Raw genomic sequence first — 15124 nt, 5'->3', positions numbered from 1 at the left:
GACGCCCGCACCCGTTATTCCGCCGCTTCCGCGAGGCCGTCGTCCTCGTCCATCGACTTCAGGTCGACGTTGAGGCCGAGGCTGCGCATTTCCTTGACGAGCACGTTGAAGCTCTCCGGGATGCCGGCCTCGAATGTGTCGTCACCCTTGACGATCGCTTCATAGACCTTGGTGCGGCCGACCACGTCGTCGGACTTCACCGTGAGCATTTCCTGCAGCGTGTAGGCCGCGCCGTAAGCCTGGAGCGCCCACACTTCCATTTCACCGAAGCGCTGGCCGCCGAACTGCGCCTTACCGCCCAGCGGCTGCTGGGTGACGAGGCTGTACGGCCCGATCGAACGCGCGTGGATCTTGTCGTCCACAAGGTGGTGCAGCTTGAGCATGTAGATGATGCCGACCGTCACCTTGCGATCGAACTGATCGCCGGTGCGACCGTCGAACAGAGTCCGACTGACCCGACGAGTCGAGACCGGCCAGCTCCAGCATGTCGGCGACATCCGCCTCGACCGCGCCGTCGAACACCGGAGTGCCCATCGGGAGCCGCCCTTGCAGGTTCTGCGCCAGCTCGACGATCGCGTCGCGCATCGCGGCGTCGATATCGCGCGAGATAATGTTCGCCGTAGATCGTCTTGAGACGCTCCTTCACCGCTTCCGGCATCGCGCCGGCCTTGGCATCGGGATTCGCCTCGCGCCAATCTTCCAGTGCCTGCGAAACCTGCTGCCCCAGGCCGCGCGCGGCCCAGCCCAGATGGGTTTCGAAGATCTGGCCGACGTTCATACGCGAAGGCACGCCCAGCGGGTTCAGCACGAGATCGACCGGGGTACCGTCGGCGAGGAACGGCATGTCCTCCACCGGCAGGATGCGGCTGATCACGCCCTTGTTGCCGTGACGGCCGGCCATCTTGTCGCCCGGCTGCAGCTTGCGCTTCACCGCAACGAACACCTTGACCATCTTCAGCACGCCCGGCGGCAACTCGTCGCCACGCTCCAGCTTTTCGCGCCGGTCGTGGAACTTGTCGGTGATCCGCTTGGCCGCCTCGTCATACTGCGCCTTGACGGTTTCCAGATCGCCCTGGACCTTGTCGTCCGGCCACGGCGAACTTCCACCACTCATGGCGATCGACCGAGTCGAGCACGTCGGCGTCGATCGTCACGCCCTTCTTGAGACCCTTGGGGGCCGCGGTGGCGACCTGATCCAGCAGCATCTCGCGCAGGCGCGACCAGGTTGCACGGTTGAGGATCGTGCGCTCGTCGTCCGAGTCCTTCTTCAGGCGCTCGATCTCCTCGCGCTCGATCGCCATCGCGCGCTCGTCCTTGTCGATGCCGTGGCGATTGAACACGCGCACGTCGACGATCGTACCAGCGACGCCCGGCGGCAGACGCAGCGAGGTGTCGCGCACGTCGGACGCCTTTTCGCCGAAGATCGCGCGGAGGAGCTTTTCTTCCGGCGTCATCGGGCTCTCGCCCTTCGGGGTGATCTTGCCGACCAGGATGTCGCCCGGCTCAACCTCGGCGCCGATATAGACGATGCCCGCCTCGTCGAGGTTGCGCAGCGCTTCCTCGCCGACGTTCGGGATGTCGCGGGTGATGTCTTCCGGCCCGAGCTTGGTGTCGCGGGCGGCCACTTCGAACTCGTCGATGTGGATCGACGTGAACACGTCGTCCTTCACGATCCGCTCGGAGATGAGGATCGAGTCCTCATAATTGTAGCCGTTCCACGGCATGAACGCGACGAGCGCGTTACGGCCCAGCGCCAGCTCGCCGAACTCGGTCGACGGGCCGTCGGCGATGATGTCGCCGGCGCTGCACCACATCGCCCACCTTCACCAGCGGACGCTGGTTGATGCAGGTCGACTGGTTCGAACGCTGGAACTTCATCAGCGTGTAGATGTCGACGCCCGACTTCCTCGGCCGAAACCTCGCCCGTCGCGCGGATGACGATACGGCTGGCGTCCACCTGATCGACGATACCGGCGCGCTTGGCGCCGATGGCCGCGCCCGAATCGCGCGCAACCGTCTCTTCCATGCCGGTGCCGACGAACGGTGCCTCGGCCTTGACCAGCGGCACAGCCTGACGCTGCATGTTCGAGCCCATCAGCGCGCGGTTCGCGTCGTCGTTCTCCAGGAACGGGATGAGCGAGGCGGCGACCGAGACGAGCTGCTTCGGCGAAACGTCCATCAGCGTGATCTGATCGGGCAGCGCCATCAGGAATTCGCCCGCCTGACGCGCCGAGACCAGTTCCTCGATGAAGCGGTCCGCGTCCAGATCGGCGGACGCCTGCGCGATCGTGTGCTTCGCCTCTTCCATCGCCGACAGGTAGACGACCTCGCTTGGTCACCTTGCCGTCGATCACTTGCGGCGATACGGCGTCTCGATGAAGCCGTACTTGTTGACGCGGCTGAAGCGAGCGAGCGAGTTGATCAGACCGATGTTCGGGCCTTCCGGCGTTTCAATCGGGCAGATACGGCCATAATGCGTCGGGTGAACGTCGCGGACCTCGAAGCCCGCGCGCTCACGGGTGAGACCGCCCGGCCCGAGCGCCGAAACGCGACGCTTGTGCGTCACTTCGGAGAGCGGGTTGGTCTGGTCCATGAACTGCGAGAGCTGCGACGAGCCGAAGAACTCGCGCACCGCGGCGACCGCGGGCTTGGCGTTGATCAGGTCGTTCGGCATCACGGTCGACACGTCGACCGAGGACATGCGCTCCTTCACCGCGCGCTCCATGCGGAGCAGGCCGACGCGATACTGGTTTTCGAGCAGCTCGCCCACCGAACGCACGCGGCGGTTGCCGAGATTGTCGATGTCGTCGATCTCGCCCTTGCCGTCCTTCAGGTTCGACGAGGGTCTTCACCACCGCGAGGATATCCTCGGTGCGCAGCGTCGTCACGTGTCCTCGGCGTCGAGATCGAGGCGCATGTTGAGCTTGACGCGGCCGACCGCCGACAGATCGTAGCGGTCCGGATCGAAGAACAGGCCGGCGAACAGCGCTTCGGCGGTTTCCAGCGTCGGCGGCTCGCCCGGGCGCATCACGCGATAGATGTCGCTGCAGCGCCTGCTCGCGCTCTCGGCCTTGTCGGCCTTGAGCGTGTTGCGGATCCACGGGCCGGTGGTGACGTGATCGATGTCGAGCAGTTCGATCTGATCGACGCCCGCGCTTGTCGAGCAGCTCGAGGTTCTCAGGCGAAATCTCGTCGCCCGCCTCGACGTAAATCTCGCCGGTCGCTCTCGTTGATGAGGTCATAGGCCGAATAGCGGCCGAAGATTTCGTCGGTCGGGATCAGCAGGTCGGTCAGGCCGTCCTTCGCCGCCTTGTTCGCGGCACGCGGGCTGATCTTCTGCCCGGCCGGGAAGACGATCTCGCCCGACTTGCATCGACGATGTCGAAGCTCGGCTTCACGCCGCGCCAGTTTTCGGGCTGGAACGGAATCTTCCAGCCGCCCTCACCACGAACGAAGGTGACGCGGTTGTAGAAGTGAGTTGAGGATCTCTTCGCGAGTTCAGGCCCAGCGCATAGAGCAGCGCCGTGACCGGCAGCTTGCGCTTACGGTCGATACGGACGTTGACGATGTCCTTGGCGTCGAACTCAAAATCGAGCCACGAGCCGCGATACGGGATCACGCGCGCGGCGAAGAGATACTTGCCCGAGGAGTGCGTCTTGCCGCGATCGTGATCGAACAGCACGCCCGGCGAACGGTGCATCTGGCTGACGATGACGCGCTCGGTGCCGTTGATGAAGAAGGTGCCGTTCTCGGTCATGAGCGGCATGTCGCCCATGTAGACGTCCTGCTCCTTGATATCGAGCACCGAGCGGGTTTCCGTATCGGGATCCACCTCGAACACGATCAGGCGCAGCGTGACGCGCATCGGGGCGGCATAGGTGATGCCACGCTGGCGGCATTCCTCGACGTCGAACTTCGGCGGTCTCCAGCTCGTAGTTGACGAAATCGAGCTCGGCGGTGCCGGCGAAATCGCGGATCGGGAACACGCTGCGCAGCGTCTTTTCCAGACCGGAAACATAGCCGATCGAGGGATCGGAGCGCAGGAACTGTTCGTAGCTCTCGCGCTGGACCTCGATGAGGTTCGGCATCTGCACCACTTCGTGGATGTTGCCGAACACCTTGCGGATGCGCCGCTTGGGCGTGGTAGCGCCCTCGATCGCCTTGGTTGCCATGTAGCTGTCAGCCCTCAGTCAAAAAACCGTTCGAGCGCAAGAACGGACGCGAAAAGGCCGCGGTCAACTCCCCAAGCGGGGCGACGGCAGCCTGTAAGCGTCTTATGAAACCGGAGAGCCCCCATTCGTCCGATACGGTGCGCGACGCCGCATCATGTCCCGAAGCTCCGGCAAGAGGCTGCGAATGTAGGAGGCCGCGTCCAGCAACGTCAATGAGCGCGCGTTCGACATTCCCACGCGTTCCCCCGTCATTCCCGCCCCCGCCTTCGCGGGGATGACGAAGTGGCTTGGCGCGGTTGATCCACCGGCCCGACCCGGCATAACGCAGCGCATCCTTCTGTCGCGAACGGGGCAGACCAATCGATGCGTCGCAAATCCCTGATCCTCGCCGTGCCTCGCGCTGACCGCCGCGCCGCTCGCCGCGCAGCAACAGGTCAGCGCGCCGCATGTGGGGGGCGATATCCCGGCGGACTTCGCTTATCCGATCACCGCGAACGATTATGTGAAGCGCGATGTGATGATCCCGATGCGCGACAGGGTGAAGCTGCACACCGTCATCGTCATCCCCAAGGGCGCGACCAATGCGCCGATCCTGCTCACCCGCACGCCGTATAACGCCTCCGCACGCGCCGAGCGGGTGGCGAGCCCCAATATGGTCTCGGTCTTGCCGCAAGGCGACGAGCCGTTCGTCCGCGCCGGCTATATCCGTGTGTTTCAGGACATCCGCGGCAAATATGGCTCGGAGGGCGATTATGTCGTCACCCGCCCGGTGATCGGCCCGCTCAACCCGACCAAGGTCGATCACACCACCGACGCCTGGGATACGATCGACTGGCTGGTCAACAAGGCCAACCTCCCCGAAACCAACGGCCGCGTCGGGATGCTCGGCTCGTCCTATGAGGGGTTCACGGTGGTGATGGCGCTGCTTCACCCGCATCCCGCGCTCAAGGTCGCCGCGCCGGAAAGCCCGATGATCGACGGCTGGATGGGCGACGACTGGTTCCATTACGGCGCTTTCCGCCTCGCCAATATCGGCTGGCTCGGCTCGCAGACCGGGTTCAAGGGCGCCGCGCCGGAACCCGCCTCGGGCTTCTACGACGATTACGACCAGTTCCGCCGCATCGGCTCGGCCGGGGCATGGGCCGAGAAATCGGGCTATGCCGCTTTGCCTTACTGGCAGCGGATGGTCGCGCACCCGGCCTATGATGAATTCTGGCAGGGACAGGCGCTCGACAAGCTCATCGCCGCCAATCCGTCCGACGTGCCGACGATGTGGGAACAGGGGCTGTGGGATCAGGAAGACATGTATGGCGCGATCCATGCGTGGGAGACGCTGAAGGCCAAGGGCAAGCTCGGCAGCAATTTCCTTGTCATGGGGCCGTGGCGGCACAGCCAGGCCAATTATGACGGCTCATCGCTCGGCGCGTTCAAATGGAACGGCGACACCGCGACCGAATGGCGCGAGAAATATCTCTTCCCGTTCTTCGACCAATATCTGCGCGACGGCCGCCCGGCGTTCACCCCGCCGCAGGCGCTGATCTACAATACCGGCGAGAACCATTGGGACAAATTGCCGCAATGGCCGCTCGCCTGCGAGGCGGGCTGCGCCGCGCCGCTCAAGCCGATCTATCTCGAGGCCGATGGCGGGCTGGGCTTCGACAAGAGCGGGGTAGGGGGCGACAGCTATGTCTCCGATCCGGCCAAGCCGGTGCCGCATCTGCCGCGCCCGGTGAATCTGGGTGACGGCGATCGCTGGAAATCGTGGCTGGTGCAGGATCAGCGCGCGGTCGACGGCCGGCCCGATGTGATGACCTATCAGACCGCGCCGCTCACCGCGCCGGTGCGCGTCTCGGGCGCGCCGATCGCGGAGCTGTTCGCCAAGACCACCGGCACCGACGGCGATTTCGTGGTCAAGGTGATCGACGTCTACCCGGACGAATATGCCAATGACGCCAAGAAGGGCGGCTATCAGCTCGCGATCAGCCTCGATATCTTCCGCGGGCGCTATCGCGACAGTTTCGAGCATCCCTCGGCGATCCCCGCCAACAAGGTGCAGCGCTATCGCTTCCGCCTGCCGACGGTGAACCATGTGTTCCAGCCCGGGCATCGCATCATGGTGCAGGTGCAATCGTCGCTATTCCCGCTCTACGATCGCAACCCGCAGAAATATGTCCCCAATATCTTCCTCGCGAAGCAGGCCGATTATCAGAAGGCGACCATCACGCTGATGCGCGGCGGCGCGGCGGCGAGCGCGGTGTGGCTGCCGGTGCGGTGGCGCGGCGGGACAAGTGATCGTTGGCTGAGGTTCAGCTTCGAGTGGATAACGCGCGCGGGATGAAGATCGGAACGACAGGGCTGGCGCTGGCCGGGGCGGTGCTTTTCGCAGGGCAGGCAATTGCGCAGGCGGTGCCGCAGGATGGCGCGACCGGCCACGCCGGGCAGCGCGCCGGTCGCGACGATGCCGCCGCCGGTCATCACGGTGCAATTGCCGTCCGCGGTGCCGGAGCCGGTGACGCGCCGGTCGTCGTGCCCACCCCGCGCGCCACCGCAACCCCGCCGCGGCGCGCCGCGCGCGCGAGCCACGCCCGCTCGTCCGCCCGACCCCGCAGGCGAGCGCAACGCCGCGCACCCAGCCGGCGCCCGGTCGCTGCGCCGGCGAACGCCGCCCGAAGGCGCCGCGGCGCGACCGCGACCCCGACGCCGAGCGGCCGGCGGCGGTCGCTCGGCACTGCGCCGATCGCTGCGCCGGAGCGCGACGGCCGGCCCCGGTTGCCAAGCCCAATCGTGCCGGTGCCGAGCCGTCGAAGTGCTGCGAGCTGGCCGGGCATGGCTGGTACCCGTGGCACTCGGCGGCCTGATCGTGCGTGCTGCTCGGTGGCTGTTGCGCTCGGTGCGGCGGCGCGCCGCTGCGGCAGAAAGTGCGGCGAGCTGTCCAGCGCCCGCCGCGGATCATTCCAATGCGCCGGCCGCCGCCTGCCGCGCCGGTTGAGCCGGCGCCGAGCCAGAGCCGGAGCCAGAGGCGGCTGCCGCCAGCCGCCGCCGCCACGCCGCAATTCCTTGAACGCCCCGCGCCGAGCGAGCGCGCCTGGCTCGATCTCGCCGCGCCATTGGTGCATCGGGCGGGGCTCAATCTCGTCACCGCCACCGCGGATGTCTCGCTGGACGGTGCGCAACGAGGGCAGCGCCCCGGCGCGCGATGGATCCGTCTCGCGATCCTGCTGACCAGCGCGCAGCCGGGGCAGGATGCGGTGCTCGAAACGCTTTATGCCGAGCCGGTCGCGCGCCCGGTGATCCCGCCGTTCACGCTTGCGCCGGGCGAGGAGAAGGTCGTGCGCGGGCTCGCCACGATGCCGCGCGAGGCGATCGTCGCGCTCTCCGCGGCCGATCGGCCGATGTTCGTGCCGGTCATCGCGCTCAAGTGCGATCTATGATGCGGCCGGCGGCACGCCGGGGCAGACCACAGCGGCGTTCGCGGTCGGCGTGTGAGCGCGCGGACGGCGCCAAGCTCGCCCCGATGTGGCTCGACGAGCCGGCGCGGATGCACGATGCGATCGCGATCCGCGCGCACGGCACGACGGTGAAACGGTAACCCCTAAACTCCCGTCCCTTTCAAGGGAGGGGCTGGGGGTGGGTGGCGTGCTCGTGGTACGGGCGATGCCTGCGCACGCTATCCGTATCGTCAAGACGCTACCCACCCCCGACCCCTCCCTTGAAAGGGACGGGAGTAGGATAAAAAAGGGCGGCTCCCGCGTAGGGAACCGCCCCTTTCCTTATATCGGCTCGTCACTGGCACAGCCCGTGACGTTGGACGCGACCACAGGTCGCGCCGGCCGGCCTTGCGGGGAAGCGAGACGAGGCCCGCTTCCCCGCAGCGGCTTACTTGAGCTCGACGGTCGCGCCAGCTTCTTCAAGCTGCTTCTTGACCTTCTCGGCCTCGTCCTTCGAGACGCCTTCCTTGATCGGCTTCGGAGCCGACTCAACGAGCGTCTTCGCTTCGGTCAGGCCGAGGCCGGTGATCGCGCGGACTTCCTTGATGACGTTGATCTTCTTGCCACCGTCGCCGGTGAGGATCACGTCGAACTCGGTCTTCTCTTCGGCTGCCGCGCGCGCCACCGGCGCCGCCGGCGGCGGAGCCGGCAACCGCAACCGCCGCAGCGGCGCTCACGCCCCACTTCTCTTCGAGAAGCTTCGACAGCTCGGCCGCTTCGAGAACGGTGAGCTCGGAAAGCTGGTCAACCAGCGCGTTCAGGTCTGCCATTGTTCACTTCCTTCAAATCGTTGCCCGACGCTTTGCGCGCGGGGCATCAAGGTTGGTTGATAGAGTAGTCGCCCGAAAATCAGGCGGCTTCCTTCTCCGAATATGCCTTAAGCACGCGCGCGAGCTGGCCAGCGGGCGCCTGGGTGATGGTCGCCAGCTTCGTGGCGGGTGCCACGAGAAGCCCAACGATCTTCGCCCGGAGCTCGTCCAGCGACGGCAACGAGGCGAGCGCCTTCACGCCCTCCACGTCGAGCGCGGTTGCGCCCATCGCCCCGCCCACGATTTCGAACTTGTCGTTCGTCTTCGCGAACTCGACCGCCACCTTCGCCGCAGCGACGGGGTCGATCGAGGTGGCGAGACCGACCGGACCCGTGAGCATATCGCCCAGCGAGAGATAGTCGGTGCCGTCGAGCGCGATCTTGGCAAGCTTGTTCTTCGAGACCTTGTAGCTGGCGCCAGCCTCCCGCATCTTGTTGCGCAGCACAGTCGACTGCGAAACGGTCATCCCGAGATTGCGGGTGACAACCACCACGCCGACCTCGGAAAAATTGCGGTTGAGCTCAGCGACGGCAGCGGTCTTTTGACCACGATCCATGCCATTCTCCACGTTCTGGGCATAAGCCGAAGGCCCATGCCCGGTTGCATTGCCCCACACGGGGCCTTGCGACGCGTGAGAGTTGTCCAGCGATGGGGAATGGGAAGCAACGCGAGCCGCCTGCATGAGCAGGCCGTGGCAGACCGGCGCGTCGATGAATGACCAGCCGGTAAAATCCTGTCCCCGCCTCGGTAGGAGATTAAGCCGGTAACCCGGCACCTACTGTCTCGGACGGTGCCCGGCGGCACGAAGGCTGCCGGACGAGCGCGGGCCAATATAGCGTTGGGCGCGAAAGTCAATCTATCGGTCGGTCCGGTGCGCGCCTTCCGCTCGCACGGCCGCGATGGTCGGATAGCCGTTGACCGCCATCAACAGGTCCGCTTCGGCGAGGATCGACTTCAGAACATGCGCCGCGCCATCCGCGCCGCCGAGCGCAAGGCCATAGGAATAGGGCCGCCCGACGCCCACCGCGTCCGCGCCCAGCGCGATTGCCTTCACCACGTCGCTGCCCGAACGGATGCCGGAATCGAACAACACGGGCACGCGGCCGTTCGACCGCCTCCGGCGACCCCCGGCAGCATGTCGATCGCGGCGATCCCGCCATTCGCCTGCCGCCCGCCGTGGTTGGAGACGTAGATGCCGTCGGCGCCGCCGTCGATCGCGCGCCGCGCGTCATCGGGGTGGCAGATGCCCTTGAGCACGATCGGCAGGCGGGTGAGCGATTTCAGCCACGGCAGATCGTCCCACGTCAGCACCTTGCCAAAAGTGGCGCCCCATGTGCCGATGGCGGTGCGCAAATCTTCCTCAGGTGGCTTGGCGAGCAATTTGCGAAACGCCGGATCGACGAAATAATTGGTCAGCACGTGCCCGCGCAATTGCGGGAAGTTCGATACGTTGAGATCGCGCGGCCGCCACCCGGTCACCCATGTATCGAGCGTGACGACGATCGCTTTATATCCGGCGGCCTCGGCCCGGCTGACTAGGCTCGCCGCCACGTCCTTGTCGCGCGGGGTGTAGAGCTGGAAGAAGGCGGGGGTTTCGCCGCACGCGGTGTGCACATCCTCCAGCGGATCGTTCGACAGGGTGGAGGCGCAGAGCGGCACGCCGGTCGCGGCTGAAGCGCGCGCGGCGGCCAGATCGCCGTGCTGATCCTGCGTCACGATGCCGGTAACGCCGATCGGCGCCATGAACACCGGTGAGGGAAGCTTGTGTCCGAACAATTCGATCGACAGGTCGCGATTGGTGCAATCCACCATCATGCGGGGCACCATGCCCCAGTGGCGGAAGGCGCGCGCGTTCTCATCCTGGGTGAATTCGTCGCCACACCCGCCCTGCACGTAATTGAGCACCGACGGTGGCATCGCGGCTTCCGCGCGAGCCTTTAGCGTGGCGAAATCGACTGGCAGCGTGGGCTGCACGCCGGTCAGGCCCGCGCCATAGATCAGGTTCTGAAAGTCGCCGTAATGCGGCATCCCCGCCTCCGCCTTGTTATGGTTATGCGCGGCGTTGTCGGCCCGCGCACATGGCGGCGTCAAGGATGTCAGCGCATTCGGTAACGTACGCCCAGCCAAAGCGTGCGTGGCGTCGCCCGTTCGACGATGTTGTTGCCGCTGATCCCGGCGTCGACCCGCGCGTCGAACGCGTTTTCGGCGCGCGCCTCGATCAGCCATGAGCGGTTGAGCGGCAGCGTGGCCACCGCATCCATCGTCGTGGCCGGGCGCAGGCTGCGCGTATTCTGGTCGTCGTCGAACTGCCGCGCGACATAGCGCAATGTCGCGGAGAGTGAGGCATCGCCAGCGCGCCAGCCGAGCGTGCCCGAAACCTGATCGAGCGGCGTTTGCGCCGGGCGCAGCCCGTTCAGCCCCGCGGACGCGCCGGATGCGACAACCCGCGGGTCGACGTGCTGCCACGAGGCACGCGCGTTAAATGGCCCGACGCGCCAATTGGCGTCCAGTTCGACGCCGGTGGAGGTGATCGCGTCGAGATTCTGGCGGACGCGATAAACACCGCCCGCCGCGACGAAGCCGACGCCGGGGAAATTACCGGGTCCGATTCCGGCGGTGACGTTGGCGATCGCGTCGTCGAGCCGGTTGTGGAACACGGTGACCGCGATCGAGGTCGTGCCTGTCGGCGTGATCGTCAGCCCGCCCTCATAGCCGGTGAGCTTCTCCGGGTTGAGCGCGGCATTGGCGGCGGTGGCATCCGCGCCGACCCGGAACGGGCGATAAAGCTCGTTGAGCGTCGGCAGCCGCCAGCCGCGATAGGCCGCCGCGCGCACCGTGATCGCGTCGATCGGTCGCCACGCGATCCCGGCGCGGCCGGTCGCCTCGGTGCCGTCGCGGTTGGGGAAGCGCAGGTTGTTCACTGACGCGCCGGTCGCCAGCACATGTTCGTTGAGATAGCCGTTGGCGATCCGCCACCAATCGACGCGGCCGCCGAGATCGAGCATCACGCGACCGAGTTCGGCGCTGCCGTCCGCGAACAACCCGGCGTTGCGCGTCTCGCCGCCGGCATAACGCTGACGGGTCGGCGCGGCGGCGACATAGCTGAACAGTTCCTGCGTCCGTCCCGACACCGCACGCACGTCCGCGCCGAGCCGCAATGACATGCCCTCGCCAAGTGGCGGGGCGACTTCCAGCCGCGCGCCGATGCCGGTCGCGGGGGTGTTATATTGGTTGAGCGTTTCGGTCGCGGTGGTGCGCGCCGCGTTGATGCTCGCGAAGTTCGAGGAGAAAGCGCGCGTCTGGAGATAGGCGAGGGCGGACCAGTTCCACGCGCCGCGCCCGATCAGCCGCAGGCTCGCGTCCGCGCCCTGGCTCGTGTTGCCGGTGAAGGCGGTGCCGCGATCGCGCGTGTCGGTAAAAGCGCTGACGCTAGCCTGAACCTCGGTGTTCGGCGCGATGCCGATCACGCCGCGAAACGCGCCGCTCGCTTGCTCATAAGGCGCGGGGCGATCGACCGGCCCGCGCGATTCGGGGACGGTCGGCGTGAAGCCGTCGCCGCGCGCATAGCTACCGGAGATGGTGGCGAAGCCGCCGTCACGCACCAGCGCCGCGCTGCCGTCCGCCTCCAGCGAATTGCGGCTGCCGTAAGCCACGCCGAGCGCGAGCGGGGAGAGTTGATCCGGGGTTGCCGAATCCATCTCGACCGTGCCGGCGAGTGCGCCCGGCCCGAAATAGCCGCTGCCTCCGCCGCGCGTGACGCGGATGCGCCCCAGTCGGGCGGTGGCATAAGCGGGGAAGGGTACCCAACCGCCGAACGGATCGGCCTGCGGCACGCCGTCCAGGATCAGTAGCGCGCGGCTGGAAGCGTTGCCGCCGATCCCGCGCAGCGAAATGCCCTGGCTGGTGGGATTGGCGGAGCGCGAGTCCGAACGGCGGAATTGCTGCAACCCGGCGACATCGCCCAGGATGCTCTCCAGCCGGGTGCTGGCATTGTCCGTGATCCGGTTCCGGTCGATCGTTACCACGTCGAATGCGCGGTCGCCCAAGCGATCGTCCAGTCCGCGCCCGGTGACGATGACGTCCGGCTGAGGAGTGTCTTCGGGCGTCGCGCCGGTGGCCTGTGCGTCGGCTAGCGAAGCGGTGGAGCAGAGCAGGGCGATGGCGAGCGGACGGATCATGCGCGCTCCTTTAGTGGGATATCAAACTAATTGGAAGCGACCGGACGTTTCGGGGCGACGGGCGTTATTGGTGTCGCGACACGCGCGGCGATGCAAGCGGCATTCACCTGCGCATAAAAGGAAAGGGCCGGGATCGCTCCCGGCCCTTCCATTTCCGCATGGGGGTGTTCGCTGGCTTAGGCGCCGGCGACTTCCGCCACGTCGACCTTGATCCCCGGGCCCATCGTCGAGCTGACGGCGATCTTTCGGACATACTTGCCTTTGGCGCCCGACGGCTTCGCCTTAACTACCGCATCGACCAGCGCGTCGAAGTTGCGACGCAGATCTTCTGCGGCGAAGCTCGCCTTGCCGATGCCGGAGTGGATGATGCCGGCCTTTTCGACGCGGTATTCAACCTGGCCACCCTTGGCCGCCTTAACGGCTTCGGCGACGTTCATCGTCACGGTGCCGAGCTTCGGGTTCGGCATCAGGCCCTTCGGACCCAGCACCTTGCCGAGACGGCCGACGACGCCCATCATGTCCGGGGTTGCGATGCAGCGATCGAAATCGATCGTGCCGCCCTGGATGGTTTCCATCAGGTCTTCCGCACCGACAACGTCCGCACCAGCGGCGCGTGCTTCGTCAGCCTTCGCGCCCTTGGCGAACACGCCGACGCGCACCGTCTTGCCGGTGCCGGCCGGGAGCGTGACGACGCCACGGACCATCTGGTCAGCGTGACGCGGATCGACGCCGAGGTTCAGCGCGATCTCGATCGTCTCGTCGAACTTGGACGTTGCATTGGCCTTGGCCAGCGCGATCGCCTCATCGACGCCGTGCAGCTTCTCGCTGTCGACCTGGTTTGCCTTCTGCTTCTTGGTCAGCTTCGCCATGTTCAGCCCTCCACCACTTCGAGGCCCATGGCCCGCGCGCTGCCTTCGATGATCCGGGTCGCGGATTCGATATCGGTCGCGTTCAGATCCTTCATCTTGGTCTGAGCGATTTCCGAAAGCTGCGAACGCTTGATCTTGCCCGCGCTAACCTTGCCCGGCTCCTTGGAGCCCGACTTCAGGTTCATCGCCTTCTTGATGAGGAAGGTTGCCGGCGGGGTCTTCGTCTCAAACGAGAACGAACGATCCGCATAGACGGTGATGATCGTCGGGAGCGGGGCGCCCTTTTCCATGTCCTGCGTCTGGGCGTTGAACGCCTTGCAGAATTCCATGATGTTCACACCGCGCTGACCGAGCGCAGGGCCGATCGGGGGCGAGGGGTTTGCGGCGCCGGCAGGCACCTGCAATTTGATATAACCGGTAATCTTCTTTGCCATGTCACTCTCTCAATCCGGCCGGCTCGTGGGCGAAGCCACGCGGCGACCTGGTTTCAAGTTTAGCGGTTCGATCGGGCGTGCGCCCTCCCGCAAGCATTCCAACGCTATCGCGAGGAAGCTGGCGCCGTTAGCCGAAACCGCGCTTCCTTGCAACCGCGCAGGTCAGATGACGCGGAAGCTGTAGCTATAACTCGATTGCGGGGTCCCGCTCACCCCGGTGATCCGCACCGTATAGGAAACGCCCGCCTGGAGCCCGGTGACGCGCCACTGCAGGCTGTTGGGCACACCATAACCCTGATTGTCGACGCTGATGTCGGTAACGGTCATCGGGCCGGAAGGGCCGGTGACGGTGATTGCTGCGCTTGCGAAGCTGACGCTCTGATTCGCCCAGGAACTGGTCGTATTGGCGATCGCGCTGAACGACAGATAATTCGTCAGCCCGAAATAGCGCTGCGGATAATCGCCATAAGGATAAGCGACGAACGGCGGCACGCCGCTCGGCACCGGCGGATCGTTGTTGAACTTGAACACGCGCATTGATGCTGCGCTGGCGCGTGACCCGTCCGACAAAACGACCGCGACCCGGCCATAGGATGTCTTGCCGAGGAACGGGCTCAGGATCCATCGACGGTGGCCGATGTCGGCGGAACCGCCTTCAGTCAGCCACAGCCCGAGATAATCATCCTCGGTGTGGAATGGCAGGCCCGTACCCCAGCCACCGACGAGGTTGCTCGATCCCGCGGCGGTTGCCCCGCTCGTGCTATAGCATCGCCAGCTCGCATCGGGCGTGTGGCTAAGTTGTTTCGCCACCGCCATCATCAGCGATGCATCCTCTTCCTGACTGTCTTCATCACTTGAATAGGTCACGGCCGGAAGATTGTGCAGCGCACGGATGCCATTGAGCTTGTTTAGAAAATCTTGCTTCACCGATGCCTTGAGCGTGCCGGAGGTGCAGGCGGTGGCATCGGGTTGCACATCATAAAGCGCGGCGACGAGAGCGGCCCAGCCATTGGACGATGTCGGCGTTGCACTTGGTGTCGGTGCCGGCGCGGTCACCTGGGTGACGGTGCCACTTCCCGTCGATCCGCCGCCGTCCGATCCGCCACAGCCGGTGACGAGGATCGTGAAAACCAAAGCTGCAAGGGAACGGGGCGAGATATGCATATCCGCTCCT

At 65.9% G+C, this 15124-nt stretch carries 9 protein-coding genes and 2 pseudogenes; 2 read left to right on the top strand and 9 right to left on the bottom strand.

Translation table 11 applies throughout. The annotated features are described in order from the left end of the window. Positions 1 to 14: 14 nt before the first annotated feature. A pseudogene (gene rpoB, locus P0Y64_01245) lies at positions 15 to 4172 on the bottom strand (DNA-directed RNA polymerase subunit beta). A 448-nt stretch (positions 4173 to 4620) separates the two neighbouring features. On the opposite strand from rpoB, the gene P0Y64_01240 reads away from it, so the two are divergent. Both P0Y64_01240 and P0Y64_01235 read left to right on the top strand, forming a co-directional pair. Continuing rightward, positions 4621 to 6510 (top strand): CocE/NonD family hydrolase, encoded by a 1890-nt coding sequence (locus P0Y64_01240; protein ID WEK43493.1) that lies wholly within the window; start codon positions 4621 to 4623, stop codon positions 6508 to 6510. A 619-nt stretch (positions 6511 to 7129) separates the two neighbouring features. Then, on the top strand, positions 7130 to 7603 hold the full coding sequence (locus P0Y64_01235; GenBank protein WEK43492.1) for a hypothetical protein: 474 nt from the start codon (positions 7130 to 7132) through the stop codon (positions 7601 to 7603). 445 nt (positions 7604 to 8048) lie between these two features. Here P0Y64_01235 and rplL read toward each other — a convergent pair. The 8 genes and pseudogenes from rplL to P0Y64_01195 form a co-directional block, all read right to left on the bottom strand. Then, a pseudogene (gene rplL / locus P0Y64_01230) lies at positions 8049 to 8430 on the bottom strand (50S ribosomal protein L7/L12). 79 nt (positions 8431 to 8509) lie between these two features. After that, positions 8510 to 9025 (bottom strand): 50S ribosomal protein L10, encoded by a 516-nt coding sequence (rplJ, locus tag P0Y64_01225; GenBank protein ID WEK44932.1) that lies wholly within the window; start codon positions 9023 to 9025, stop codon positions 8510 to 8512. A 300-nt stretch (positions 9026 to 9325) separates the two neighbouring features. Continuing rightward, the gene (locus P0Y64_01220; protein WEK43491.1) at positions 9326 to 9568 is read right to left on the bottom strand and encodes an alpha-hydroxy-acid oxidizing protein; all 243 of its coding nucleotides are present in this window, start codon (positions 9566 to 9568) and stop codon (positions 9326 to 9328) included. Next, a complete protein-coding gene (locus P0Y64_01215) occupies positions 9520 to 10560 on the bottom strand; it encodes an alpha-hydroxy-acid oxidizing protein (protein WEK43490.1) in 1041 nt (346 codons plus the stop codon). Before P0Y64_01215 ends, P0Y64_01220 begins: the two co-directional genes overlap by 49 nt. Before the next feature lie 5 nt (positions 10561 to 10565). Next, positions 10566 to 12647 carry a TonB-dependent receptor gene (locus tag P0Y64_01210; GenBank protein ID WEK43489.1) on the bottom strand — a complete coding sequence of 694 codons (2082 nt, stop codon included), beginning with the start codon at positions 12645 to 12647 and terminating at the stop codon, positions 10566 to 10568. A gap of 176 nt (positions 12648 to 12823) precedes the next feature. Beyond that, positions 12824 to 13516 carry a 50S ribosomal protein L1 gene (rplA, locus tag P0Y64_01205; GenBank protein WEK43488.1) on the bottom strand — a complete coding sequence of 231 codons (693 nt, stop codon included), beginning with the start codon at positions 13514 to 13516 and terminating at the stop codon, positions 12824 to 12826. Between the two features lie 2 nt (positions 13517 to 13518). Next, complete coding sequence (gene rplK, locus P0Y64_01200) at positions 13519 to 13950, bottom strand: 50S ribosomal protein L11 (GenBank protein ID WEK43487.1); 432 nt, start codon at positions 13948 to 13950, stop codon at positions 13519 to 13521. Between the two features lie 162 nt (positions 13951 to 14112). Beyond that, entirely contained in the window at positions 14113 to 15114 is a 1002-nt protein-coding gene (locus tag P0Y64_01195; protein ID WEK43486.1) for a CAP domain-containing protein, read from the bottom strand. Positions 15115 to 15124: the final 10 nt, after the last annotated feature.

This window comes from Candidatus Sphingomonas colombiensis (assembly GCA_029202845.1).
Classification (GTDB): domain Bacteria; phylum Pseudomonadota; class Alphaproteobacteria; order Sphingomonadales; family Sphingomonadaceae; genus Sphingomonas; species Sphingomonas colombiensis.
This window is presented reverse-complemented; position numbering and strand designations above follow the sequence as displayed.

Coding starts and splice junctions, on each gene's coding strand:
- P0Y64_01235 (WEK43492.1), top strand. CDS start 7,130: ATGCGCCGGCCGCCGCCTGCCGCGCCGGTTGAGCCGGCGCCGAGCCAG.
- rplJ (WEK44932.1), bottom strand. CDS start 9,025: ATGGATCGTGGTCAAAAGACCGCTGCCGTCGCTGAGCTCAACCGCAAT.
- P0Y64_01210 (WEK43489.1), bottom strand. CDS start 12,647: ATGATCCGTCCGCTCGCCATCGCCCTGCTCTGCTCCACCGCTTCGCTA.
- rplA (WEK43488.1), bottom strand. CDS start 13,516: ATGGCGAAGCTGACCAAGAAGCAGAAGGCAAACCAGGTCGACAGCGAG.
- rplK (WEK43487.1), bottom strand. CDS start 13,950: ATGGCAAAGAAGATTACCGGTTATATCAAATTGCAGGTGCCTGCCGGC.
- P0Y64_01195 (WEK43486.1), bottom strand. CDS start 15,114: ATGCATATCTCGCCCCGTTCCCTTGCAGCTTTGGTTTTCACGATCCTC.